22 protein-coding genes and 1 riboswitch are annotated in these 24,474 nt (G+C 72.2%); of the genes, 8 read left to right on the top strand and 14 right to left on the bottom strand.

The window, feature by feature from the left end; genetic code table 11:
* Positions 1-18: 18 nt before the first annotated feature.
* The 3 genes from ACU6P3_RS29485 to ACU6P3_RS29475 are packed head-to-tail and all read left to right on the top strand — an operon-like array spanning position 19 to position 3,098.
* Entirely contained in the window at positions 19-840 is an 822-nt protein-coding gene (locus ACU6P3_RS29485; RefSeq protein WP_447194876.1) for an STM4013/SEN3800 family hydrolase, read from the top strand.
* Entirely contained in the window at positions 827-2,245 is a 1,419-nt protein-coding gene (locus ACU6P3_RS29480; protein WP_447194875.1) for an STM4012 family radical SAM protein, read from the top strand. Before ACU6P3_RS29485 ends, ACU6P3_RS29480 begins: the two co-directional genes overlap by 14 nt.
* A 7-nt stretch (positions 2,246-2,252) precedes the next feature.
* Positions 2,253-3,098 (top strand): STM4011 family radical SAM protein, encoded by an 846-nt coding sequence (locus ACU6P3_RS29475; protein WP_447194874.1) that lies wholly within the window; start codon positions 2,253-2,255, stop codon positions 3,096-3,098.
* Between the two features lie 114 nt (positions 3,099-3,212).
* Here the strand turns inward: ACU6P3_RS29475 and ACU6P3_RS29470 are convergent, their stop codons facing one another.
* Both ACU6P3_RS29470 and ACU6P3_RS29465 read right to left on the bottom strand, forming a co-directional pair.
* Positions 3,213-4,040 carry an SGNH/GDSL hydrolase family protein gene (locus ACU6P3_RS29470; RefSeq protein ID WP_447194873.1) on the bottom strand — a complete coding sequence of 276 codons (828 nt, stop codon included), beginning with the start codon at positions 4,038-4,040 and terminating at the stop codon, positions 3,213-3,215.
* A 217-nt stretch (positions 4,041-4,257) separates the two neighbouring features.
* A complete protein-coding gene (locus ACU6P3_RS29465; RefSeq protein WP_447194872.1) occupies positions 4,258-5,235 on the bottom strand; it encodes a LysM peptidoglycan-binding domain-containing M23 family metallopeptidase in 978 nt (325 codons plus the stop codon).
* Positions 5,236-5,239: 4 nt separating this feature from the next.
* A riboswitch (cyclic di-AMP (ydaO/yuaA leader) is annotated at positions 5,240-5,402 on the bottom strand.
* 463 nt (positions 5,403-5,865) lie between these two features.
* Between ACU6P3_RS29465 and ACU6P3_RS29460 the strand changes: the two genes are divergently transcribed.
* From ACU6P3_RS29460 to ACU6P3_RS29440, 5 genes are all read left to right on the top strand, one after another.
* Positions 5,866-6,669, top strand: coding sequence for a tyrosine-protein phosphatase (locus ACU6P3_RS29460; RefSeq protein ID WP_447198122.1), 804 nt, complete (start codon positions 5,866-5,868; stop codon positions 6,667-6,669).
* Positions 6,670-6,825: 156 nt separating this feature from the next.
* Positions 6,826-7,542 carry a GntR family transcriptional regulator gene (locus ACU6P3_RS29455; RefSeq protein ID WP_447194871.1) on the top strand — a complete coding sequence of 239 codons (717 nt, stop codon included), beginning with the start codon at positions 6,826-6,828 and terminating at the stop codon, positions 7,540-7,542.
* A 138-nt stretch (positions 7,543-7,680) separates the two neighbouring features.
* Entirely contained in the window at positions 7,681-8,688 is a 1,008-nt protein-coding gene (locus ACU6P3_RS29450) for an ADP-ribosylglycohydrolase family protein (protein WP_447194870.1), read from the top strand.
* 86 nt (positions 8,689-8,774) lie between these two features.
* Positions 8,775-10,268 carry a purine-cytosine permease family protein gene (locus ACU6P3_RS29445; RefSeq protein WP_447194869.1) on the top strand — a complete coding sequence of 498 codons (1,494 nt, stop codon included), beginning with the start codon at positions 8,775-8,777 and terminating at the stop codon, positions 10,266-10,268.
* 17 nt (positions 10,269-10,285) lie between these two features.
* The gene (locus ACU6P3_RS29440; RefSeq protein ID WP_447198121.1) at positions 10,286-11,266 is read left to right on the top strand and encodes a PfkB family carbohydrate kinase; all 981 of its coding nucleotides are present in this window, start codon (positions 10,286-10,288) and stop codon (positions 11,264-11,266) included.
* 52 nt (positions 11,267-11,318) lie between these two features.
* Here the strand turns inward: ACU6P3_RS29440 and ACU6P3_RS29435 are convergent, their stop codons facing one another.
* The 12 genes from ACU6P3_RS29435 to ACU6P3_RS29380 all read right to left on the bottom strand — a co-directional run bounded on the left by ACU6P3_RS29435 (position 11,319) and on the right by ACU6P3_RS29380 (position 24,421).
* Positions 11,319-11,438, bottom strand: a complete 120-nt coding sequence (locus ACU6P3_RS29435) for a DUF6126 family protein (protein WP_344280211.1) — start codon at positions 11,436-11,438, stop codon at positions 11,319-11,321.
* 216 nt (positions 11,439-11,654) lie between these two features.
* Positions 11,655-12,278, bottom strand: coding sequence for a helix-turn-helix domain-containing protein (locus ACU6P3_RS29430; protein WP_030741309.1), 624 nt, complete (start codon positions 12,276-12,278; stop codon positions 11,655-11,657).
* Between the two features lie 73 nt (positions 12,279-12,351).
* Positions 12,352-13,779: an aspartate aminotransferase family protein gene (locus ACU6P3_RS29425; protein ID WP_447194868.1), complete on the bottom strand. Its 1,428-nt coding sequence runs from the start codon at positions 13,777-13,779 to the stop codon at positions 12,352-12,354.
* Between the two features lie 81 nt (positions 13,780-13,860).
* A complete protein-coding gene (gene hpnH / locus ACU6P3_RS29420; RefSeq protein WP_030741313.1) occupies positions 13,861-14,877 on the bottom strand; it encodes an adenosyl-hopene transferase HpnH in 1,017 nt (338 codons plus the stop codon).
* Between the two features lie 5 nt (positions 14,878-14,882).
* Positions 14,883-15,614, bottom strand: coding sequence for a 5'-methylthioadenosine/S-adenosylhomocysteine nucleosidase family protein (locus ACU6P3_RS29415; RefSeq protein ID WP_447194867.1), 732 nt, complete (start codon positions 15,612-15,614; stop codon positions 14,883-14,885).
* Complete coding sequence (shc, locus tag ACU6P3_RS29410) at positions 15,614-17,623, bottom strand: squalene--hopene cyclase (RefSeq protein ID WP_447194866.1); 2,010 nt, start codon at positions 17,621-17,623, stop codon at positions 15,614-15,616. The genes ACU6P3_RS29415 and shc overlap by 1 nt, the downstream gene beginning before the upstream one ends.
* A gap of 112 nt (positions 17,624-17,735) precedes the next feature.
* Positions 17,736-18,794, bottom strand: coding sequence for a polyprenyl synthetase family protein (locus ACU6P3_RS29405; protein ID WP_030741323.1), 1,059 nt, complete (start codon positions 18,792-18,794; stop codon positions 17,736-17,738).
* A gap of 53 nt (positions 18,795-18,847) precedes the next feature.
* Positions 18,848-20,242: a hydroxysqualene dehydroxylase HpnE gene (hpnE, locus tag ACU6P3_RS29400; RefSeq protein ID WP_447194865.1), complete on the bottom strand. Its 1,395-nt coding sequence runs from the start codon at positions 20,240-20,242 to the stop codon at positions 18,848-18,850.
* Positions 20,243-20,357: 115 nt separating this feature from the next.
* Complete coding sequence (gene hpnD / locus ACU6P3_RS29395) at positions 20,358-21,308, bottom strand: presqualene diphosphate synthase HpnD (RefSeq protein WP_447194864.1); 951 nt, start codon at positions 21,306-21,308, stop codon at positions 20,358-20,360.
* The gene (gene hpnC, locus ACU6P3_RS29390) at positions 21,305-22,216 is read right to left on the bottom strand and encodes a squalene synthase HpnC (RefSeq protein WP_447194863.1); all 912 of its coding nucleotides are present in this window, start codon (positions 22,214-22,216) and stop codon (positions 21,305-21,307) included. Before hpnC ends, hpnD begins: the two co-directional genes overlap by 4 nt.
* A 497-nt stretch (positions 22,217-22,713) precedes the next feature.
* On the bottom strand, positions 22,714-23,499 hold the full coding sequence (locus ACU6P3_RS29385) for an ABC transporter ATP-binding protein (protein WP_447194862.1): 786 nt from the start codon (positions 23,497-23,499) through the stop codon (positions 22,714-22,716).
* On the bottom strand, positions 23,492-24,421 hold the full coding sequence (locus ACU6P3_RS29380; RefSeq protein WP_030741336.1) for an ABC transporter permease: 930 nt from the start codon (positions 24,419-24,421) through the stop codon (positions 23,492-23,494). The genes ACU6P3_RS29385 and ACU6P3_RS29380 overlap by 8 nt, the downstream gene beginning before the upstream one ends.
* Positions 24,422-24,474: the final 53 nt, after the last annotated feature.

Raw genomic sequence — 24,474 nt, 5'->3', positions numbered from 1 at the left:
CCCGACGTGATTCCTGACATGAACGAGGTCGTCGGCCGGGACGATCTCCTGTTCGTCACCCTCGACACCCTGCGCCACGACGTGGCGAGCGAACTCGCCGCCGAAGGCCGCATCCCCCACCTCGCCCGGCATCTGCCGGGCGGGCGCTGGGAGGAACGCCACGCCCCCGGCAGCTTCACCTACGCCTCCCACCAGGCGATGTTCGCCGGGTTCCTGCCCACCCCGGCGGTGCCGGGCCGCCACCCCCGGCTGTTCGCCGGGCGTTTCGGCGGCAGTGAGACGACAGCGGGCCGGACCTACGTCTTCGACACGCCGGATCTGCCCTCGGCCCTCGCGGCGGCGGGCTACCGCACGGTGTGCGTCGGCGGCGTCGGCTTCTTCAACAAGCGGGGCGCGCTGGGCTCGGTCCTGCCCGGCATGTTCCAGGAGAGCCACTGGGAACCGGAGTTCGGCGTGGCCTCACCCACCTCGTTCGAGGCACAGGTCACCCGCGCGGAACAGGTCGTGGCCGGCCTGCCGCGCGAGCAGCGGCTGTTCCTCTTCGTCAATGTGGCCGCCCTGCACCAGCCCAACTGGTTCCATCTGCCCGGCGCCACCCGCGAGGCGGGCGACTCCCGCGCCACGCACGCCGCCGCGCTCACCTACGTCGACCGGCACATCGGCCGGCTCTTCGCCGCCGCGAGCAGCCGGCGGCGCTGCTTCACCATCGTCTGTTCCGACCACGGCACCGCCTACGGCGACGACGGCTGGACCGGTCACCGCCTGGCCCACGAGTCCGTCTGGACCGTGCCGTACGCCCATTTCTTCCTGGAAAACGGGGCCCTTGATGAGCACCACTGACACCCTCCGCGCCCATGAGGACGCGGCCACCGATCCCGGTGCGGAGCCGGTCGCGGCGAGCGCCACCACACCACGCCCGTACGAGAATTACGTCTACGCCTATCCGCACAAGACGGCCTACCGTCCGCTGCCGGACCGTCCCGCGCTGCGCGACCTGTGGGCGGGCGAGCGCCTGGACGCGCTCTCGCTCTACCTGCACATCCCCTTCTGCGAGGTCCGCTGCGGCTTCTGCAACCTCTTCACCCGGATCGGCGCCCCGGACGAGCTGACGACGCGCTACCTGGACGCCCTGGACCGACAGGCGACAGCGGTGCGGGAGGCGCTCGACGGGGCGGCGGCCCGGGCCGGTGCCGCCACCGTACGGTTCGCCACCGCCGCCTTCGGCGGGGGCACCCCCACCTTCCTCGACGCCGCCGAGCTGACGCGGCTCTGCGACATCGCGGAGCGGCGCATGGGGGTGCGGCTGACGGACGTCCCGCTCTCCGTGGAGACCTCCCCCGCCACGGCCACCGCCGACCGGCTGGCCGTGCTCGCCGACCGGGGCGCCACCCGCGTGAGCATCGGAGTCCAGAGCTTCGACGACGCCGAGGCGAGGGCCGCCGTGCGGCCGCAGCGGCGCGCCGACGTGGAGGCGGCGCTCGGGCGGATACGCGAGGCGCGGATCCCGGTCCTCAACATCGACCTCATCTACGGCATCGACGGCCAGACGGAACACACCTGGCGCCGTTCCCTGGACGCCGCGCTCGCCTGGCGGCCCGAGGAGCTGTACCTGTACCCGCTCTACGTCCGGCCCCTCACCGGCCTCGGCAGGCTCGGCGCGCACGGCGACGCGGCCTGGGACGACCAGCGGCTGCGCCTGTACCGGCAGGGCCGCGACCACGTGCTCGCCCAGGGATACGAGCAGGTCTCCATGCGGATGTTCCGCCGGGCGGACGCCCCGCCCCAGGGGGCGGACGACTACGCCTGCCAGACCGACGGCATGATCGGCCTCGGCTGCGGAGCCCGCTCGTACACGTCCACGCTGCACTACTCCCTGGACTACGCCGTCGACATGCGCGAGATCCGCCGCATCATCGACACCTACACCACCACCGAGGACTTCTCCCGGGCCGAGGTCGGCCGACGCGTCGACGGTGACGAGGCACGCCGCCGTCATCTGCTCCAGTCGCTGCTCCAGGCGCGGGGCATGGAAGTGGCGGACTACCGAGGGCGGTTCGGCACCACCCCCGCCGAGGACTTCCCCGCCGAACTGGCGCGGTTCGCCGCGCTCGGCTGGCTGGCCGAGGACGTGGACCCGGGCCTGCTCCGGCTGTCGCCCGAGGGGCTGGCGTACTCGGACGCGCTGGGACCCGCGCTCTTCTCACCCGCCGTACGGGCCGCGATGGCCGCGTACGCGTGGAAGTGAGCCCGGCATGGACCTGACGATCCTGTACCGCGGCCCGCTCGCCTCCTGCGACTACGACTGTCCGTACTGTCCCTTCGCCAAGCGGCGGGACAGCCCCGAGCGGCTGCGTGCCGACCGGGCCGCGCTGGAACGTTTCGCCGACTGGGCGGCACAGCAGTCGCGGGACCGGCTGTCCGTGCTGTTCACGCCCTGGGGCGAGGGTCTGGTGCGCTCCTGGTACCGGCGGACCCTCGCCGAGCTGTCCCACCTGCCGCATCTGCGCCGGGTGGCCATCCAGACCAACCTCAGCTGTCGTACGGACTGGCTGGCGGACGCCGACCTCGGGACGCTGGCCCTGTGGTGCACGTACCACCCGGGGCAGACGCCGTACGACCGTTTCCTCGCCAAGTGCCATGACCTCGCGGACCGTGGGGCCCGGTTCAGCGTGGGCGTCGTCGGCCTGCCCGAGCACCTGGAGCACGCCCGCAGGCTGCGTGCCGCGCTGCCGGGCCATGTCTACCTGTGGATCAACGCGGCCGAGGGGCACACCTACACGGACGAGGAGGCCGCCCGCTGGACGGACCTCGACCCGCTCTTCCCCTACAGCCGGCACCCCCACCGCTCGGCCGGCCTGCCGTGCCGCACGGGCGAGTCCGTGATCTCGGTGGACGGCGAAGGGACCGTACGGCGCTGCCACTTCGTGCCGTCCGAGCTGGGCAACCTGTACGACGGCTCGTACCGCCGGGCACTGGCGCCCCGCGCGTGCCCGCTGGCGGTGTGCGACTGCCACATCGGCTACGTGCACCTGGAGACGCTGCCGCTGTACGACGTCTTCGCGGGCGGCGTGCTGGAGAGGATCCCGGCGAGAGCCTGACGGACCTGCCGGGGCCGCGCGGTACCGCCCCGCGGCCCGTACGGGCGCGGACAAGCCCCGGCAGGGCCCCGGGGCCCGTTCTCCCCGGCGTCCGAAGGGCCCGCCGGGAGGCGCTCAGCGTTCCAGGGGCAGGAGGTCGGGCCGTTTTGCCGCCACGTGATCACCTGACGATTCGCCCCGCAGGCGGCGGCCGATCCAGGGCACCAGGTACTCACGCGCCCAGTGGAGGTCGTCCCGGCGTGTCTCCAGCGTGCCCCGGGGGGCCTGCGGCGGCCACGCCTGGTCCGGGTCGGCGGGCACCGGTACGCCCAGCACCTGCGCGGCGCGCAGCGCGACCCGGGTGTGGCCCTCGGGCGAGAGATGGAGCCGGTCGCCGTCCCAGGCCCGCCGGTCCTGGACGGACCTGAGGGACCACAGGTCGAGCACCGGGCAGCCGTACCGGTCGGCGATGGCGCGGACGTGCGCGGTGTACGTGGCGACCTTGCCGCGCAGATGGCGCAGGACGGGTACGCCACGGGTGTCGAAGCCGGTGGTCACCATGACCGTGCCGACCACACCGGTCAGGTCCGCGACGGCCCGCTCGAACCGCTCGGCGACATCGTCCGGGTCACTGCCCGGCCGGATGATGTCGTTGCCGCCGGCGCAGAACGTCACCAGGTCCGGGGCCAGTTCTCGCGCCCGGGGCAGCTGGTCCGCCACGATCTGGTCGAGGAGCTTGCCGCGTACCGCGAGGTTGGCGTACCGGAAGTCGCCGTGCGCGGTGTCGGGCGTGTCGCCCGAGGACGGCAGCTGGTCGGCGAGCAGGACCGCCAGCCGGTCCGCCCAGCCGACGAACAGCCCGTCGGGTCCGGGGTCGCCCACGCCCTCCGTGAAGCTGTCCCCGAGCGCTGCGTACGACCCGAATACGCCACTCTTACTTGTTCTCGAATCGTCGTCTCCCACAGCCGTTCATCCTTCACCCGCGGATGTGACCTACGCGACCGTAAGGAGGGGTTGACGACGCGTGATATATGCCATCGGTCAATTTTCGCCCAAGCGGGAATAGCCCGGGCGTCGCTCGTCCCCGCCGCCCGGCGCCCGGCACGCGCGGTGCCGGGCGGGGGCGACGGGGACGTCTCCGGAGCGGCTCCCGGAAGACCTGCCGGGCCGGACCCTCGGATCAGAGGCTGACGCCGTTCTGACGGAGGTAGGCGATCGGGTCGACGTCCGAGCCGTACTCGGGACCGGTGCGGATCTCGAAGTGCAGGTGCGGGCCCGTGACGTTGCCGGTGGCTCCGGAGAGGCCTATCTGCTGCCCCGCGCCGACGGACTGGCCGGCGGAGACCGCCAGGGACGACAGGTGCCCGTACTGGGAGTACCGGCCGTCGTCGTGCTTGATGACGACCTGGTTGCCGTACGAGCCGCCCCAGCCCGCGGTCACGACCGTACCGGCGCCGACCGCCTTGACCGGAGTGCCGGAGGACGCCGTGAAGTCCACACCGGTGTGGTAGCCGCTGGACCACATGCCGCCGGAGGCGCGGTACGGCGTGCTCACCGGCGCGTCGACCGGCTTGGTGAAGCCGCCGGTGTCGCTCTTCGCGGCAGTGTCGGCCGCGGACTTCGCGGCCGTGCCGCCGGTGGCCTTCCCCGCGCCCTCGGCCGCGGGAGCGGCGGAAGCCGAGGAGGCCCGGGGCGTCTCGGAGCGCGCCGACGACGGCTTCTTGGCGCCGTCGCCCCCGGCGGACTTCCCGCCGATGGTCAGTTCGAGACCGGGGTGGATCAGCGACGGGTCGTCACCCACGACCGAGCGGTTGTCCGCGTACAGCTTCTGCCAGCCGCCCCGGACCTTGTGCTCGTCCGCGATCTTCGACAGGTAGTCGCCCGCGACCACGGCGTACGTCGTGGTCGCCGCGGCCGCGGCCTGACGCGGCGCGGTGGACGTCTGCGTCACGGACGCCTGGGCGGTGCGGGACACGCCCTCGGCCGCGTGGGCGGAGACGGCCTGCGGCGCGGTGGCGGGCGCGGCCTTCGGGGCGGCGTGCGCGCCGGTGGCGGCGATGAACGGCAGGGCGATGGCGGCTCCGCCCGTTCCGGCGGCGGCGAACCCCCGCGAGAACGTACGGGTCTTGGGGCGTCGGTGCTTACCCTTACCGGGCATGGCGCATTCCTCTCCGGCGCCTACGAGGTGAGCTGTCGGGTTCGGGCTGGAGCTGCCCGGCCACGCGTGCGCGTGACTTCACCCCGAGCCGTCCGGGTCCGTAGACCCGCCCGGCGTACTACCTGGGTCCCCCGCTCCTGCCACGCGTGGATCGATGGATGCGAATTCCGGGCGGCGGCAGGATTCGGCGTTCCGTCCGGATTGAGGCTGAACGTAAGCGAGTCGCCCGGGCGGAACAAGCAGGTCTTTGACCGACGGGGTCGGCCGCCCGGTTATCGGCCGGGCCCGCTCGTCACCCTGCGTGGATTTCACACGGCTCATTTCCGGACGGCATCGCGATAGGGCGGAAGATCACCAGCACGGAACGTCACGAATATGATCCTGCTCACCTGACACCACCCATCTCGGTCACCACCGGGGCAGGTTGGGCCCAATGCGTCTCAATACAGCAATACGGACAGACGGCCATTTACGGTCAATTCCCATGGCGTTGATTGTCCGGGATCGTGCACATCCGGATCGAGCCGCCGAGCCCTTTGCGGCCGGAATGGATGCCGTAGGGTCGGCAGTCGGTACCGTCGGCGGCGGGCGTCGGCGGCTGACACGGAGGAGCAGGCCGTGACGCGAGAGATGCCGCAGTCCGCGCGGACGGAGCCGGAACTGACCGGCGTGCGCAACTTCCGCGACGTGGGCGGACTACCGACCACCGACGGCCGCCGGGTCGGGTACGGCAGGCTTTTCCGCAGTGGCCATCTCGCCAATGCGACAGCCGCCGACGCGGCTTTCCTTTCCTCGCTCGGCCTGCATACCGTCTTCGACTTCCGCAATGCGGCCGATCTGAAGCTGGACGGCGCGGACGTGGAACTGCCCGGCGTACGGAATGTGAACATTCCCCTCTCCGACCCGGCGGAGGGAGCCGACTTCTGGCGCATGGTCAGGGACGGCGATCTCGATCAGCTGCGGGACCTGCTCTCGGACGGAAAGGCCGCGGCCCGAATGATCAATTCGTACCGGTCGATCATCAAGGACCGCACCGCCGAGCACAGCCGCGTCCTGCACGCACTCGCCGAGGAGAGCCTCCCCGCGCTCGTGCACTGCGCGGCGGGCAAGGACCGCGCCGGGCTCTCGGTCGCCGTCTGTCTGCTCGCGATCGGTGTCGAGCGCGACGCGATCGAGGCGGACTACCTCAAGTCGAACGCCCCGGGCCGCCGCTATGCGGTGCGACGCAGTGACAGCACTCCCGCCGGTACGTCCCAGGAAGTGATGGAACTGCTGAGCCCGCTGTTCGACGCGCGTGCCGAATACCTCGCCGCCGCGTTCGAGACCATCGAGACAACCTGGGGCGGAACCGACCGCTATCTCGCCGAGGGGCTCGGCCTGACCCCCCGGACCCGGGAGCGACTGCGCGCCCGCCTTCTCGACGAGAACAGCTAGCCACCGGCAACGTTTGCCCGGCCCCGCCGAACCCGCCTCCCGTGACGGGTGGCACCCGGCGGGGCCGCCTCCGCCGCTGCCGCCGGAAGAACCGGCCAGGAGAAAGACGCACCCCGCTACTAGACAGGACTGGACATGTATGGCTAGTTTCCAGCCATGACTGAAGGGGTGCTCAAGCATCAGCGCATCGCCCGCGTTCTGGCCCGTGAGATCCACAGCGGCGCTCTGAAACCGGGCAGCAAGCTGCCCGGCGAACACGCGCTCACCCGGCGCTTCTCGGTCAGCAGGACCACCGTCCGCCAGGCCCTGGACGAGCTCAGCAAGCAGGGGCTGATCTCCACGCACGCGGGTGTCGGCTCGTTCGTCACCTTCGACGGCCATCTGCTGGACAACCAGCTGGGCTGGACCAGGGCCCTGGCCGACCAGGGCGCCCGGATCACCACCGAGGTGCTGCGCCTGGAGACGGTGCGGGACCCCGGACTGGCCGGGGAACTCGGCCTGGAGGGCCATGACTTCATGGCCCTGGACCGACTGCGCATCCTGCCCGGCGGGGCCCCCGTCGCCCTGGAGCGCAGCAGGGTCCCCCTGCTGCCGGCCCTCGCCGAAGTACCGGCGCGCGGCCTGGTGGACGGCTCATTGACCAGGACCCTGGCCGCCGCGGGCATCCGTGCCACGCACGGGGACGAGTGGGCGTCCGTCACCAGGCTGGACGCCGGCGAGGCGACGCTGCTGCGCCGCGGCGAAGGGGACGTCTTCCTTCGTACGCGCCGGGTCAGCCGGGGACCGGAGGGCGACGTCGTGGAGCACGTGACCAGTCTGCTGGACCCCGCCCGCTTCGAACTCCACCTCGGATTCGAAGAGCCGGCGCGCTGACCGCCGGACCGGCGCGCCGGGGGAGCCGCACCGCTGAATCGCCGCCTCCCCAAGCCTCCCGGCATCCCCGATGCCCCCGACATCCCCACCACACCAGGCCGCACCCCCTCATACCCCCCGCACCGACAGGAAGCCTTGATGAACGACCAGCACGACCGCGCGCTCGGAGCTCTGTACGGCCTGGCGATGGGCGACGCCCTCGGCATGCCGACCCAGATCATGTCCCGGAGGTCGATCGTCGCCCGGTTCGGCACCGTCACCGGCTTCGAACCGGGCCCCGCCGACAATCCCGTGAGCGCGGGAATGCCCGCCGGGTCGGTCACCGACGACACCGACCAGGCCGTCATCGTGGGCCGGCTGCTGACCGAGGGCAACGGACGCGTCGACCCGCTCACGCTCGCCCGGGAACTCCTGGAGTGGGAGCGGGTCATGAAGGCCAAGGGCTCCTTCGACCTGCTCGGTCCCTCCACCAAGGCCGCGCTGGAGGCCGTCTCCCGGGGCGTGCCCCCCGAGGAAGCGGGCAAGTCCGGTGCCACCAACGGCGCCGCCATGCGGATCACCCCCGTCGGCATCGCTTTTCCGGACACGCCGCTGGAGTCCTTCGTCGACCGGGTCGCGGCGGCATGCCAGGTCACCCACGACACCACCCTCGGCATCTCCTCGGCCGCGGCCGTGGCCGCGGCGGTGAGCCGGGGGGTCGCCGGCGGCAACCTGGAGGACGCGCTCGCGGCGGCGGTCACCGCGGCGCGCGCCGGTGCCGAACGCGGGCACTGGGTCTACGGGCCCTCGATCGCGGCCCGTATCGAGTGGGCCGTGGAGCTGGTGCGCGGACTCCCCGAGGAGCGGGCCCTGGACCGTATCAGCGACCTCGTGGGCACCAGCGTCGCCAGCCAGGAGTCGATTCCCGCGGCGTTCGCCGTGCTGGCCCTCGCCGACGGCGAGCCGTGGCGCGCGTGCCTCCTGGCGGCGAACCTCGGCGGCGACTGTGACACCGTCGGCGCCATCGCGGGCGCCGTCGCCGGCTCCCTCGGTGGAGCGTCGGCTCTGCCCGCCGACGCCCTCGCCACCCTCCGCTCGGTCAACGGCCTCGATCTCGAGCCGCTGGCCACTTCCCTCCTCGCGCTGCGGGCCGCCGCGGCCGGGTGACCGCCCGCTCGCCTCCGCGTCGCGCACCCGTCCCCGGGGGCCACGCGGACGGCTCGACCTCCCCGAACAGAGAGACAGGTACGACCATGGCCGGATCAGACAACGACCGCGTCGGCGCGGTGGAGACACGGGGCATCGAACCCGTACCCGACGCCGAGCGCCACGGCCATCCGGGACAGATGTTCTGGACGTGGTTCGCGGCCAACATCAGCATTCTCGGCCTGCCGCTCGGCGCGGCGCTGGTCAGCTTCCGCGGGCTGAACATCTGGCAGGCGGTGGTGGTGGCGGTGCTCGGCTCCGTCGGCTCGTTCGCCCTGGTGGGAGCGCTCAGCATCGCCGGCAAGCGCGGTGGCGCCCCGGCCCTCACCCTCTCCCGCGCGGTCTTCGGGGTGCGGGGCAACGCGGGCCCCACGCTGGTCACCTGGCTGAGCCGGCTCGGCTGGGAGACGATCAACACCACCACGGCGGCCTTCGCCCTGCTGGCGCTGCTCGACGTCGCTTTCGGCCTGCGCCGGAACACCGTGCTCACCGTGGTCTGTCTGCTGGTCTTCATCGGCTGCACCCTGCTGATCAGCGGTCTGGGGCACGCCACCATCATGTGGATCAACAAGTGGGCCACGTACGCCTTCGGCCTGCTCAATCTGGTCGTGATCGCCTTCCTGGCGGCCACCGTGGACTGGCACCGGGTCCTGCAGGCGCCGGCGGGGCCGATGAGCGCCATGGTCGTGGGCACCGGCATGATCGCCGCCGGTACCGGCATCGGCTGGGCCAACGCGGGCGCGGACTACGCCCGTTACCTGCCCCGTGACATCCCCGGCGGCCGGCTCGTCGTCGCCTCCGCGTTCGGCGCCGGTATCCCGCTGATCGTCCTCATCTCGCTCGGTTCGCTGCTCGCGGCGGGCGAGCCGGGCCTCGCCTCCGCCGCCGACCCGGTGGCGGCGATCAACACCATTCTGCCCTCGTGGATGTCGATCCCGTATCTGATCGCCGCCTTCGGTGGCCTGCTGCTCTCCAACCACCTGTCCGTGTACTCGGCCGGCCTGACCATGATCACCCTGGGCATACGGGTCCGGCGCACCGTGGCCGTCGCCCTGGACATGGTCGTCACCTTCGTCGGCGGCGTCTACTTCATCCTGATCGCCGAGAACTTCTACGGGCCGTTCATCACCTTCCTCACCCTGCTGGCCGTGCCGATCACCGCCTGGGTGGGAGTGTTCGCCGTCGACATGCTGCTCCGCAGGTCATACGACACCGACGCCCTGATGAATGTCGGCCGCACCAGCCGCTACTGGTACCGGGGCGGCTTCTCCTGGCCGGCGACGACCGCCTGGGCGGCGGCCATCGTGGTGGGTCTGCTCTTCACGGAGGCCAGTACCGGCGCGACGGACGTCTGGTTCTCCGGACCGCTCGCGGACAGCTGGATCGGCAGCAACGGGCTGGGGTGGGTGGTGACCCTGACGCTCGCCGCGGGTCTGTACGCCCTGCTGCGGAGGCTGGCGGGCGGTGCCGGGACGGAGGCCGGCGCGCGCCGCACGGAAGAGCGCGCTCCGACCGCACCGACGGCGCGGGAGCACGTGTGAACAGCGAGAACGCCGCCATGGGCGGCCGGAAGGACAGCCGGCTCGTCCTCGTCGGCAACGCCATCGTCGACCTGGTGATGCGGGTGCCGGGAGTGCCGGAACGCGGGGGCGACACCATCGCCACGGACACCACGTTCGCCACCGGGGGCGGCTTCAACGTCCTCGCGGCCGCCCGCCGCCTGGGGCTGCCCGCCCTGTACGCCGGAGCCCATGGCTCGGGGCCGTTCGCGGACCGGGTCCGCGCGGACCTGGCCCGTGAGGGCGTCGAGGTACTGGTGCCCCCGCTGCCGGACGTGGACACCGGTTTCTGTGTCGCCCTCGTCGACGACGACGGCGAGCGGACCTTCGCCACCAGCCTCGGGGCCGAGTCCCGGCTGACCGAGGACCACGCGGCGGCGGTGCTCGCCGCCCTGCGCCCGCACGACCTGGTGCAGATCTCCGGGTACGGTCTCGCCTACCCGACGGGCGGTGCCGTCCTGGCGTCGCTCGTCGCCCGGCTGCCCCGGGAGGTCCGGATCTTCCTCGATCCGGGGCCGCTGGTCGCCGACATCCCCCGGGGCGTGCTGGATCCCGTCCTGGAACGCTGCGACTGGGTCAGCTGCAACCGGCGCGAGGGAGCGCTGCTCACCGGTCTGGAGGACGCCGCACAGATCGCCGCGGCGCTCGTCGGCCGGCTGGGACCGGACACCGGCGTGGTCGTACGGGCCGACGCGGCCGGGTGCCTGCTGGTGGCGCCCGGTGAGGAGGCCGTGCACGTTCCGGGGCGCACGGTGACCGCTGTCGACAGCAACGGCGCGGGCGACGCCCACACGGGCGCCTTCCTCGCCCTGCTCGGCAGCGGTCTCGACCCGCTCTCGGCCGCCAGGGGCGCCAACGCCGCGGGCGCCTTCGCGGTCGGCCGGCCCGGTCCCGCCACCGGCCCGACCCTCGCCGAACTCGTCGATTTCCTGGACGGCGACGAGCCGGTGGCGCGGCTGCTCGAACTCGCTTCCCCCTGAGCCGACGGCACCCCGCCCGCACCCCGGTGCGGGCGCAAGGCGACGCCCCGCTCTACTGCCCTGCCCCCAGGTGGAACAGCAGGTAGAGGAAGCCGGCGAAGAGATGCCCGGCGATCAGATAGGCGAACAGCCTGATGACCAGTCCGCGGGGGAACGACTTCTCTTCCCGCATGGTCTGTTCGCCCCCGGCCGCGGGCGGCGGTACGGAGGGCACGGGCCCCCCGGGCGCGCTCTCGGGTACGGCGGGGTCCTGGGCCGGGCGCTCCGTCATCGTGGCAGGCCTCTCTCGGGCGAATCGGCGGGACGGCGTGGGTGGCGCGGACATCGCGCGCACCGGGGGTGCGTCGGGTGCGCCAGGCACGTCGCGACGTCGCGGCACGACGAGCCGTCAGCGACGGGGGACATCCCCGCCGAGACACAGCTCCGCGGCGGCGCTCTGCACCAGGGTGTGGACGAACAGCAGCTCGGTCCCGCCGGGCTCGTCCGCCGCGATCCGGTGCGGTGTCAGCGAGTCGAAGTGCGCGCTGTCCCCGGGGTCGAGCACATGCGTGGCGTCTCCGAGGCTCAACCGCAGCCGTCCCTCGAGAACATGGAGCCACTCCTCCCCCGGGTGCACTCGGACGAGATCGCCCTGGGCCCCGTACGGCACGCTGACCCGCAGCGGCTGCATGGCCCGCCCGGCGGCGCCCGCCTGGTGGTAGGTCCAGCCGCCGGCCTCCACGGGCTCCGCGCCGCCGGCCCGGATGACGGGGTCACGTTCCGGCGGGATTTCACCGAGCAGGTCGGAGACGGTCGTACCGTAGATACGGGCGAGCCCCAGCAGCATGGGCAGGGACGGCTGTCGGTGGCCCGTCTCCAGCCGGGAGAGGTGGGCGGGCGAGAGTCCCGCCCGCCGGGCCGCGGCCTCCAGCGTCAGCCGACGGCCCCGGCGCAGGTCGCGCAGGCGCGGGGCCACGTCGGGAAGCTGATCGGGCAGCGCGTCGGAGGTCTGCCTCGCGGACGGTGTGCTCATGGTCCCATTGCGCCAGCATCCTGCCTGTGAGGCAAATTTCTTGCCTCACAGGCAAAAAACGCTCCGCCCCGTGTCACCTGTTGGCGACGGCCTGCTTCACCAGCGTCCTGCCGAAGTCCCACATCAGCCCGCCGCCCCCGTGGGCGTCGTCCATGACCGCCGTGAACGCCTCGACGAACCGGTCGACCTCCCGCTCCCCGATGATCAGCGGCGGAATCAGTTTGATCACTTCCAGATGGTCACCGGAGACCTGGGTGAGGATCCGGTGCTTCTGGAGCAGGGGTACGACCACCATCTGCGCGAACAGCCCCTTGCGGGCCGCCTGGAGCATGGCCCAGCGACCGCGCAGCTTGAGCGACTCCGGCCGGCCGAACTCGATGCCGATCATCAGGCCCCGGCCGCGGACCTCGTGCAGCAACTCGTAGCGGTCCACGAGCGCGGCCAGCCTGCTCCTGAGCAGGTCCCCGGTCGCGCGCGCCCGGGCGACGATCCCCTCGTCCTCCATCACCGACAGCACCGCGAGGCCGGCCGCCATGGCCTGGGCGTTGGAGCCGAAGCTCGCCGAGTGCACCAGCACCCGGTCCATCGAGGAGTAGACCTTCTTGAAGATCCAGTCCTTGCCGAGGGTCGCGCCCACGGGCACGTACCCGCCGGACAGCGCCTTCGCCACGCATACGAGGTCGGGCTCCACCCCCGGCTCGTGCTGGTACGCGTAGAAGTCACCGGTCCTGCCCAGTCCGGTCTGCACCTCGTCCACGATGAGCAGCGCCCCCTTGCGCCGCAGCAGTTCCTGGGCCGCGCGCAGGAAGCCGGGCGGCGCCTCGTGGACGCCCTTGCCCTGGATCGGCTCCACCACGAAGGCGGCCACGTCACCGCGCGCCAGCTCGCGCTCCAGGGCGCCGAGGTCCCCGAGGGTTACGGCGGTGTCGGGCAACAGCGGGGCGAAGCCGTCCCGGAAGCCGGCCTCGCCGTTGACGGACAGCGATCCGGTGGTCAGGCCGTGGAAGGCGTGCGCGCAGTACAGGACGCGGGGCCTGCCGGTCGCGTACCGGGCGAACTTCAGGGCCGTCTCCACCGCTTCCGTACCGCTGTTGCCGAAGAACACCCGGTCCAGGTGCGGGCTGTGGGCGAGCAGTTTCTCGGCGAGCAGGCCCGGCAGCGGCGGGCAGTCGAACCGGGTGAGGTCGGCGAGCGAGGCGTCGAGGACGTCGTGGAGCGCCTCGCGCACGACGGGGTGGTGGCGGCCGAGGCCCATCACGCCGAAGCCTGCGAGCATGTCCAGGTAGTCGTTGCCGTCCTCGTCCCAGAAGTAGGCGCCCTCGGCCCGCTCGTAGACGCGGTCGAAGCCGATCGTGTGCAGCATGCGCGGCAGTTGGTGGTTGAGGTGCCGGGTGTACAGCTCGTAGCGCTCGGCGCCGCGCTCGGCGAGCAGCCGGCCCAGGTCGAACGGCTTGCGCCGAGCGGTCTCCGGCGTGTCGTCGTGCTCTTCGGCCTTGTTCATTCCACGTTCTCCTCCCGTGTCGCCACCGCCTCCCGCCGGGCCGGCGCCGCACCGGCCCGGCCCGCGCCCCCGCGTCGCCGTTCAGTTCCCGGCGACCGTCTCGCGGGCCGCCCGCAGCGACTCCTTGAGGGAGCCCATGGTGGCGAAGACGGCGGTGGGCTCGTAACCGCAGTGCGCCATGCAGTTGGCGCAGCGCGGGTCCTTGCCCCGGCCGTACTTGTCCCAGTCGGTCTCCTCGATGAGCTGCCGGTACGTCGGTACGTATCCGTCGCTCATCAGGTAGCAGGGGCGCTGCCAGCCGAAGAGCGAGTAGTTGGGAATGGCCCACGCCGTGCACGGGAAGTCGGCCCGGCCCTCCAGGAAGTCCAGGAAGAGGGGTGAGTGGTTCAGGCGCCAGCGTGACCGGTTGCCGCCCGCGAACGCCTTCTTGAACAGCTCCCGGGTCTGTTCCACGCCCAGGAAGTGCTCCTGGTCGGGTGCCTTCTCATAGGCGAAGGCGGGCGAGATCATCATCTCGTCCACCTTCAGATCGTCGTTCAGGTAATTGAGCACCTCGATCACGGTCTGCGGGGTGTCGGTGTTGAAGAAGGTGGAATTGGTGGTCACCCGGAAGCCGCGCCGCTTGGCCTCCTTGATGGCCGCCACGGCCTCGTCGAACACCCCCTCCTTCGCGACGGACTCGTCGTGCCGCTCCCGCAGCCCGTCGATGTGCACGGCGAACGCGAAATACGGGGACGGGGTGAATTTCTCGATCTTCTTGCGGAGCAGCATCGCGTTGGTGCAGAGGAAGACGTATTTCTTCCGGGCCACCAACTGCCGCACGATCTCGTCGATCTGCGGGTGCATCAGCGGTTCGCCGCCGGCGATGGAGACCATGGGGGCACCGGATTCCAGGACGGCCCCGACGGCCTGCGCGACGGGCATGCGCTGTTTCAGCACGCCGGCCGGATGCTGGATCTTGCCGCACCCCTCACATTTCAGATTGCAGGCGAAAAGGGGTTCCAGCTCTACGATGAGCGGGAATTTCTCGCGCCTGCGGAGCTTCTGTTCGACGAGGTATGTCCCGACCCTGATGGTCTGGCGGAGCGGCATGGCCATCTGGCTCACCTCCTGGGGAGCGTCGAAGAACGGTGCCATTCATGAAAAGCTGGCAGAACCGAGCGAAGTACTCGAAAGGCCGATATTCCACCGCGCACTGTGCCAATCCGGACCAGCTCATGCTCTGGAGCGTCCACGACCACCCGGACGGCCGCAACCGGACGCGGCCCGGCGCTGAGCGCGCTGTGGAGCGTCGCGGCGGACTCCATGTCCGCCGCGAGCGCCCCCGTGGCGCGCAGTGCGACCCGTTCACGACCGCGCACGACATGGTCGGAACCGGTCAGCGGACCGGTGTGGACGGTACGGCCGGGCAGGATCGCGGCCAGTGCCTCGACCAGGGTCGCGGTGCCCGTGCACGCCGTACGGCCGCCGGGACCCCGCGTCTCGTCGGCGACGATCAGATCGCCCGGACTCATCCCCGGCTCCAGTCCGGCGCAGAAGCCGGAGGCGATGACGGCCGCGTCCCGGGCGGCGGGCCGGGCGAGGGCGCGGCTGACGGCGCGCGCGGCGTTACGGGGGCCCATGCCCGTACGGAGTACGGTCACCGGCCCCGCCGCCGTCCGCTCGTCGTCGCCGCCGCGCAGGGCGAGCCGTTCGATGGAGAGCGCGCAGGCGATCAGCAGCGGCGGCCCGGGCCGGTCGGCGGGGGGCCCGGCCGACGGCCGGGGGCCCGGTCCGGCCGCCCGGTCGGGCCCGCGCCCCCGACCGGGGCCGGCCGGCCCCGCGGACCCTGTCATCAGCCCGCCTTGCGGCCGGCCGCGCGGGCGGCGAGGGCCCGTGGCTCCCCGTGGAGATACCGGCCGAGCGCCGTGAGCGGGAAGACCTGCCGGTAGAGGTGGTAGTTGATGGAGAAGTCCCAGGGGAAGCCGGTGCCGGTGAAGTACGGCTCGTCCCACGAGCCGTCCTCCCGCTGAGTCGCGGCGAGCCAGGCGACGCCTTGTGCGACGGCCTCGCTCTCGCGTTCCCCGGCCGCCAGGAGCGCCAGCAGGGCCCAGGCGGTCTGGGAGGCGGTGCTGTCACCGCGCCCGATCCAGGCCGGGTCGCGGTAGGAACGCAGATCCTCGCCCCAGCCCCCGTCCTTGTTCTGCACGGACGTGAGCCAGGCCACCGCGCGGCGGACCGCCGGGTGGGAGACGGGCACCCCGGCGGCGGTCAGCGCGGGCACCACCGCGCCCGTGCCGTAGATGTAGTTGACGCCCCAGCGCCCGAACCAGGCACCGCTCGGCTCCTGGTGGGACAGCAGCCAGGCCACGCCCCGCCGGGCGGCCGGATGGTGGGCCTTGCCCTCGTACGCGAGCATCTCGACGACATGCGCGGTGACGTCCGCCGAGGGCGGGTCGACGACCTCACCGAAGTCGCAGAAGGGCAGCCGGTTGGGGAACGGGCTGGTGTTGTCGGCGTCGAAGGCGCCCCACGCCCCGTTCCTGGACTGCATGCCCACACTCCACCGGGCGCCGCGCCGCACGGCGGCCTCGACCCGTTCCGGGTCGGGGTGGGCGACCCGGCGCAGGGCGAGGACGACCTCGGCGGTGTCGTCGATGTCCGGGTAGTTGTCGTTGTGGAATTCGAACGCCCAGCCGCCCGGGACCAGGCCCGGCCTGCGGACGGCCCAGTCGCCGGGGCGGACGATCTGCTCCCCGAGCATCCAGTCGGCCGCCTTGACCAGGGCCGGATGGTCGGGGCTGAGCCCGGCGTCGGCGAGGGCGATGGTGGCCAGGCAGGTGTCCCAGACCGGGGACTGGCAGGCCTCCACCATCCGGGCGCCGTCCTCGCGCCACACGGTGAAGCGGTCGAGCGAGTCGAGCCCGGCGCGCATCACCGGGTGGTCGAGGTCGTAGCCGAGCAGGTGCAGCGCGATCACGGAGTAGACGGCGGGGGGCTGGATGCCGCCGAAACAGCCGTCGTTCTCCTGGCGCTCGATGATCCAGCGCGCCGCCGTCTGGACCGCGAGGCGGCGCAGTCTTCGCGGCGCGATCCCGCGGTAGACGTGCAGCGCCTTGTCGATCCGCTGGAAGACTCCCTCCCAGCTGACCAGGGGCGCCAGGGCGGTGGCGGGGCCGGGGTTCGCGGGGTCGGTGTGCAACTCGTCCAGCGGGAACGGCGCCGGGCGCACCGGGCGCTTCGCGAAGACGATGGTGAGCGGCACGATCGTCTGCCGGGCCCAGCAGCCGAAGTCGTAGATGTTGAGCGGCACCCAGGAGGGCAGGAAGATCAGTTCGGGCGGCAGCTCGGGCAGGTCGTCCCACTTCCACCAGCCGAACAAGGCCAGCCACAGCCGGGTGAAGACCCGGCTCCGCGCGATGCCGCCCTGCTCGCGCACCCACCGGGCGGCACTCGCCATGTGCGGCTCCCCCGGATCGTCACCGGCCAGCCGGAGGGCCACGTACGCCTCGATGGTGGCGGAGAGTTCACCGGGCCCGCCGTGGAAGGTGGCCCAGGTGCCGTCCGGGCGCTGTTCGCCCCGGATGAAGAGAGCCGCCGCGCCGGCGGTGTCCGCGTCCAGGATCCCGAGGAACTGACGGAGCAGCAGGTCCTCGGCGTCCATCGTCACATTGGTGGCCAGATCGCCCTTCCACCAGCCCTGGGCGTCCTGCCGGCCGAGCAGGTGCTCGACGGAGCGTGCGGTGGCCCGCTCGGCGGCGGCGCGCGGGCCGCCGCCGGCGGGGGGTGTGGTTTCGGTCGGTCCGCTGGCCGTGGTCGCCCGGGGGTCGAGGGCCCCGGTGCTTCCGCCGGTCGTCGCTGTCATGGTTTCCCCTTCGTGCAGTGGTGTACTTCCTGCTGTGCCTGGGGTTCCGACGTCGTCCGGTGCCCTGGAGGAGGGCCGTGGACGGCGACTGCGGGTCATATGGGAATGGTGATCATCTCTTTCGTACGACGACGAAGTCCGCGAGCGCGGTCAGCTGGGCGCGGACGTGTTCCGGCAACTCCACACCGTTCAGGGCCTCGATCGCGACGGCGTGCTGCCTGCGGGCCTCCTGCGAGGTCCACTCCCGGCCGCCCGCCTCTTCGATGAGTTCCGCCCTGGCGGCGAATTCCTCCTCCGAGAAGTTCTCGAAGTCACTGCTCTTGGCATCGGCGGCGAGCAGCTCGCCGAGCCGCTTCGAGGCCGGCCCGCCCGCGTCCAGCGCGGCGACGACCGGCAGGGACTTCTTGCGCTGGCGCAGGTCGCTCCAGGTCTGCTTGCCGGTGGCCTCGGGGTCGCCCCAGATGCCGAGCAGGTCGTCGACGGCCTGGAAGGCGAGGCCGAGGTGATGGCCGTACGACTCCAGCGTGTCGGCCAGCCGGTCGTCCGCGCCGCCGAGGACCGCCCCGATGGAGACGGCGCAGGCGAGCAGCGCGCCGGTCTTGTTGCCCTCCATCTCCAGGCACTCCTGGACGGTGACCCGCTCCCGGTGCTCGTAGGAGATGTCCTGCGCCTGACCGTCGATCAGCTTGCGGGTGGCGGTGGTCAGCCTGCGGGTCGCCCGGCCCGCCTCGACGGTGCCGATCTCCAGCAGCAGTTCGTTGGCGAGCGCGAAGAGCGCGTCGCCCACGAGGATGGCCTGGGCCGGGCCGTGCACCTTCCAGACGGTGTCACGGTGCCGGCGCTGTTCGTCGCCGTCCATCAGGTCGTCGTGCAGCAACGAGAAGTTGTGGACGAGCTCCACGGCGACGGCGCCGGGGATCCCCGTCTCGGCGGGCGCGCCGGCGGCCTCGGCGGAGAGCAGCGCGAGCGCCGGGCGCACCGCCTTGCCCCCGTCGGCGTCGGAGGGCCGGCCCTCGGCGTCGATCCAGCCGAAGTGGTAGGCGGCGACGGTGTCCATGGGCGGGACGAGCCGGTCGACGGCGGCGCGCAGCACCGGTGTCGCCAGGGTCCGGCCGCGCTCCAGCAACGCGTTCACGTCCACGGTGTCGACAGCCGGGTTCACCGGCGGCACAGTCGGCACGGTCTCTCCTCTTGTTCCAGTACTCATCGGTGCAGTACTCGGGCTCATGCCGCCTCCTGCAAGGGGTGTTCGTCTCCGCGGCCGACGGTGCGGAGGGCCGAGTCGGCGGCGGCGAAGCCGCTTCTCACCGCGCCCTCCATGGTCGCGGGCCAGCCGGTGGCGGTCCATGCGCCGGCCAGGAAGAGGCCGGGTGCGCGGGTCCTGGCCGCGGGGCGCAGCCGGCCCACGCCGGGCGCGGGCGCGAAGGTCGCCGTCCGCTCCCTGGTGACGAAGAAGTCCCGTACCCCGGCGCCCCGGGCCGCCGGCAGCAGCCGTTCCAGCTCGGGGAGGTAGCGGGCGCGCAGTTCGGCGACGGGCGTGTCGATCTCGTCCCCGGCGACGGACTGGGAGAGCGCCAGGTACTGCCCGTCGGACAGCCCGGAGGCCTCGGTCCGGTCGAAGACCCATTGGACGGGGCTGCCGAGCGCGGCGAAGAAGGGGCGGCGCAGCACCTTCCTGTCGTACACGACGTGGACGTTGAGGATCGGCGTGGTGCCGATGTCCAGCAGCCGGTCGGGGCGGTCGAGCGCGCCGTCGGGCAGCAGCGCGTGGGCTTCGCGCTGCGGTACGGCGAGGACGACGGTGCCGGCGTCGAGGCGCTCGCCGTCGGTGTCGACGTGCCAGCCGCCGTCCTCGGCGCGGGTGAGGGCCGACACCTTGGTGCGCAGCTCGGTCCGTACGCCCGCCGAGTCCAGGGCCTTGCGGGCCAGCGTGTCGTGCAGGTCGCCGAGCGGGACCCGGGCCCAGCCGATGTCGGCGGCGCCCGGCCCGGAGAGCAGACCGGTCTTGAAGACCATGGCGGCGAGCGCCATGGAGGCGTGCGGCGCGGTGGCGTTGAGCGTCGCCACGCCGACCAGGTCCCAGAGCGCCTCCACGGCCCGTGGGGACTGTCCGTGCCGGCCCAGCCAGGTGGCGAAGTCGATGCCGTCCAGGGCGGGGTCGGCGGGGTCCAGCCGGTTCAGGGCGAGCGCGGCCCGCCCGACGGAGGCGCGCTCGGCGAGCGAGAGGTGCGGGTACGCGGCCAGCCCGCGGGCCAGGTGCAGGGGCACGGGCAGCGCGGTGCGGCGGATGCGTCCCAGCCGCGGTCCGCCGGGGCGGCCGACGTCGAGCACGGGGACGTCCAGCCGGTCCTGCAGGGGCGCGAGCGCGGCGCCGTCGACCCGGTCCAGGAACCAGCGGTACGCCGTGCAGCAGCGCAGGTAGACGTGTTGCCCGTTGTCGACGGTGAGGGAGCCCCGGCGGAAGGAGAAGGCGAGTCCGCCGAGCCGGGGGCGCCCTTCCAGGAGCGTCACCTCCACTCCCGCGTCGGCGAGCCGGAGCGCGGCGGTGGTCCCGGCGAGCCCGCCGCCGACCACGACCGCCCGGCGCGGGCGCGGGCGCGGGCCCTGGGCAGTGGTCATGCGGCTCCCCCTCCGGCCTTCTCGGTCAGGGACGCGCCGGGACGACGCCGGGTTGAGCCGGACGCGTGCCCGCCCGCACGGGAGTCGCGGGAGCCGGCGCGGGACGGATGGCGCATCAGCCGCGCCTCCTGACGGCCTGCCGGGAGATCTGCCGGGCGTCGAGCCCGGACAGGCCGCGCACGGCGACGTACGCCTTCTCGTGGCCCGGCAGGGAGACCCGGCCGCGCAGCACGGCGGCGGGGTCGCGCTCGATCCGGTCCAGCAGCCGGCGGTAGATCCCGGCCATGGCGGCCGTGCAGGCGCCGCTGCGGCGGTCGAGCAGGGGCAGCAGCCGCAGTCCCTCGGCGAACAGCGCGCGGGCGCGGCGTACCTCGAACCGCACCAGGCCGGGGAAGTCGGCGCCGGGCGGCGGGGTGGAGCCGTGGAAGCCGGCCGAACAGCCGAACTTGGCCAGGTCGTCGGCGGGCAGGTAGGTACGGCCGTTGGCGGCGTCCTCGCGGACGTCCCGGAGGATGTTGGTGAGCTGGAGGGCGAGGCCGAGGGTGTCGGCGTACTCCGGGGCACGCTCCGCGCCGGGCGCGCCGGGCGCCGTGCCGAACACGCCCAGCGAGACCCGCCCGATGGCCCCCGCGACGCACCGGCAGTACACCTTCAGGTCGTCCCAGGTCTCGTACGTGTCGCCCCGCACGTCCATCAGAACGCCGTCGATCAGTTCGTCCAGTCCGCCGACGGGAATGGGGAAGCGGCGCACGGCGTCCGCCAGGGCGACGGCGACCGGGTCCGTGTCGTCCTCGGCCACCCGGCCGTCCCTGACCCGGTCGAGCAGGGCCCTGGTCTCCTTGAGGCGGACCTGCTTGGCCTCGGCCGAGAGCGTGCCGTCGCCGATGTCGTCCACCCGCCGCGAGAGGGCGTACAGCGCGGACATGGCCTGCCGCTTCTCTGCCGGCAGCAGCCTGATGCCGTAGGCGAAATTGCGGGCCTGCTGCCCGGTGACGGCCTCGCAGTAGCTGTAGGCCGCCAGTACCGGCGCGGACATGGGCGTCGTTCCCTCCATGGTCCGGCTCATCCCTCTCTGTGTGCATTTCGCAAGACGGCTCCCACTTCGCGCAGCAGGCGCGCCTTGGCGGGTCTGGGCGGTCCGGGGAGCACATCGTGCCCGGCGGCCGCGATCGCGGCGAGGGCGGCGCGCCCGCCGCCGACGAATCCGGCGAGCAGCAGCCGGAGCCTGCCGTGGACGCTGCCCACCAGCGCGGTTCCCTCGGCCAGCAGCTGTCCGGCGCGTTCGGCCTCGAAGGCGATCAGTGAGCGGACCGACGCGTTCGCGGTGGGAGCGGCGAGGTCGGCCTCGGTGACGCGGAACCGCTTCATGTCCTCGGCCGGCAGGTAGACGCGGTCCCGGGCGAGGTCCTCGGCCACGTCCTGGAGGTGTTCGACGATCTGGAGCGCCGTGCAGACGGCGTCGGAGCGGCGCACGCGCTCGGGGCTCGTGGTGCCGGTGATCCCGAGGACGAGCCGGCCGACGGGGTTGGCGGACAGCTCGCAGTAGGCGAGCAGGTCGTCGTACGTCTCGTAGCGGCGCACGACCTGGTCCTGGCGGTTGGCCCCGATCAGCCCGAGGAAGGGCTCGGGAGTGAGGGAGCGGCGCCGTACGGTGGGGATCAGGGCACGCAGCAGGGGGTGGCCGGGGGCCTGCCCCTCGAGGTCGAAGACGCGCCGCAGGTCGGCTTCCAAGGCGTCGAGCAGGGCCGCGCGGTCGTCGCCGCGGTCCGGGGGAACGCCCAGGTGGCGGGCGTCGGCGCCGCCGGGGGCCAGATCTCCGTCGCCGATGTCGTCCACGAGCCGGGCGTAGCCGTAGACGGCCATCAGGTCGGCGCGCCAGGCACGGGGGACGAAGAAAGGGGCCACGGGGAAGTTCTCGTCCGCGGCCTTGTCCAGCGTCGTACGCGAGGAACGCGAGGAATCGACGGATCGCACCTGCGGGGGGCCCGTCACTGGGGGCTGCCCGGCACGGGGACGGCGGAATCCTCGCAGAGCCGGAGATTTCCTGTCATTGCCGTCACATCTCCCGTTCTACACTGCCGACGCAATACAACTCATTTCGGACACGCCGCCCGGTCGGTCCGGTCCAGCAGCCTGTCCGGCGGCTGAAGCCCTCCGGGGGTATGACCCCACTTGCCACGAATCGGCACCCGTCCAGCTTACGTTGTACAGGTGCGCGGAACACCGCTGGGTGAGGTGCCCTCCACGAGAACATCGCATGACGCGCCAACCATCCCCGGCTCCCGTGGACTTGACCGGCCCTTGACGGTCAGTGATCACTCTACGTTGCCGCCGGACCGGGCCGGCCGGGCCGGCGGGCACCGTGCCGGGCGGCCGCCGTGACGGCGGGAACGGCGAGGCCCTCGCGGGGTGATCCGGCGAGGGCCCGTCGGGCGTGCGTACCGGCGCGGAGCGGCGGCCCTACGGATGCGTCACTTGCCCGTCTCCTTCTCGTACGCCTTGATGACCTCGTCGGTCGGGCCGTCCATCAGCAACTCGCCCTTCTCCAGCCACAGCACCCGGTCACAGGTGTCCCGGATCGACTTGTTGCTGTGGCTGACCAGGAACACCGTGCCGGCCTGCTTGCGCAGCTCACGGATCCGTTCCTCGGAGCGGATCTGGAACTTCCGGTCACCGGTGGCGAGCGCCTCGTCGATCATCAGGACGTCGTGGTCCTTGGCCGCGGCGATGGAGAAGCGCAGCCGGGCGGCCATGCCGGAGGAGTACGTCCGCATCGGGAGCGTGATGAAGTCGCCCTTCTCGTTGATGCCGGAGAAGTCGACGATCGACTGGTAGCGGTCGCGGATCTGTTCCCGTGTCATCCCCATGGCCAGTCCGCCGAGGATCACGTTGCGCTCACCGGTCAGGTCGTTCATCAGCGCGGCGTTGACACCCAGCAGCGAGGGCTGGCCGTCGGTGTAGACCTTGCCGCTCTCGGCGGGCAGCAGACCCGCGATGGCGCGCAGCAGGGTCGACTTGCCCGAGCCGTTGGTGCCGATCAGGCCGATCGCCTCGCCGCGGTACGCGGTGAAGCTGACCCCCCGTACGGCGTGGACCTTGCGGACGCCCCGGGACTGCCCCTTGTCGCGGCGGAGTATGCGGCTCAGCGCGGCGGTGGCGCTGCCCCGGCCGCCGCCCCCGCCGTTGACGCGGTAGACGATGTGCACGTCGTCGGCGATGACGGTGGGTACGCGGTCCTGCTTGATGTCGTCAGCCACGGCCGTACCGCTCCTCCGCCTTCCAGAAATACACGAAGCCCGCGATGCCCAGGAGCACGGCCCAGGCCACCGCGACGAGCCAGACGTGCGCGGGCAGGTTCTCCGAGCCGTAGCCGTCGATCATCGCGAAGCGGACGAGGTCCATGTAGACGGCCGCCGGGTTGTACTGGAGGACGTCGGTGATCCAGCCCGGCCGGTCCTTGAGCATGAGGGGAATGGAGAACATCACGCCCGAGGCGTACATCCAGGTGCGCATGATGAACGGCATCAGCTGGGCCAGGTCGGGGGTCTTGGACCCGAGCCTCGCCATGATCAGCGCGAGGCCGGTGTTGAAGACGAACTGGAGCGCCAGCGCCGGCAGGACCAGCAGCCAGCTCAGCCGCGGATAGCTGCCGAAGGCGACCGCCACGGCGATCAGCACGATCATCGAGAACAGCAGCTGCTGGAGCTGCTGGAGCGAGAACGAGACCGGCAGGGACGCCCGGGGGAAGTGCAGGGCCCGCACGAGCCCCAGATTGCCGGAGATCGCGCGCACGCCGGCCATCACCGAGCTCTGGGTGAAGGTGAACACGAAGACGCCGGTGACCAGGAACGGCACGAAGACGTCCTGCGGGATGCCCCGCTTCGTGCCCAGGATCAGGCCGAAGATCAGGTAGTAGACGAAGGCGTTCAGCAGGGGGGTGGCCACCTGCCAGAGCTGACCGAGCTTCGCCTGGCTGTACTGGGCCGTGAGCTTCGCCTGGGAGAACGCCAGGATGAAGTGACGCCGGCCCCACAGCTGGCGTACGTAGTCGGCCAGCGAAGGCCGGGCACCGCTCACCGACAGGCCGTGCTTGGCGGCGAGCTCGGCCGGGGAGAGTCCGTCGTCGGGCGACGGGGGGGCGCTCACAGCGATCGCACCCTCATGGGTTGTGTCACTCACAAGTTGAAACTTTCGTCTTCAAGATGCGCAGCCGGACGGGCACAGGCGCGAGA

Source organism: Streptomyces hebeiensis (genome assembly GCF_052983195.1).
Note: the sequence above shows the minus strand (reverse complement) of the source record. Positions and strands in the feature narration are given on the sequence as shown.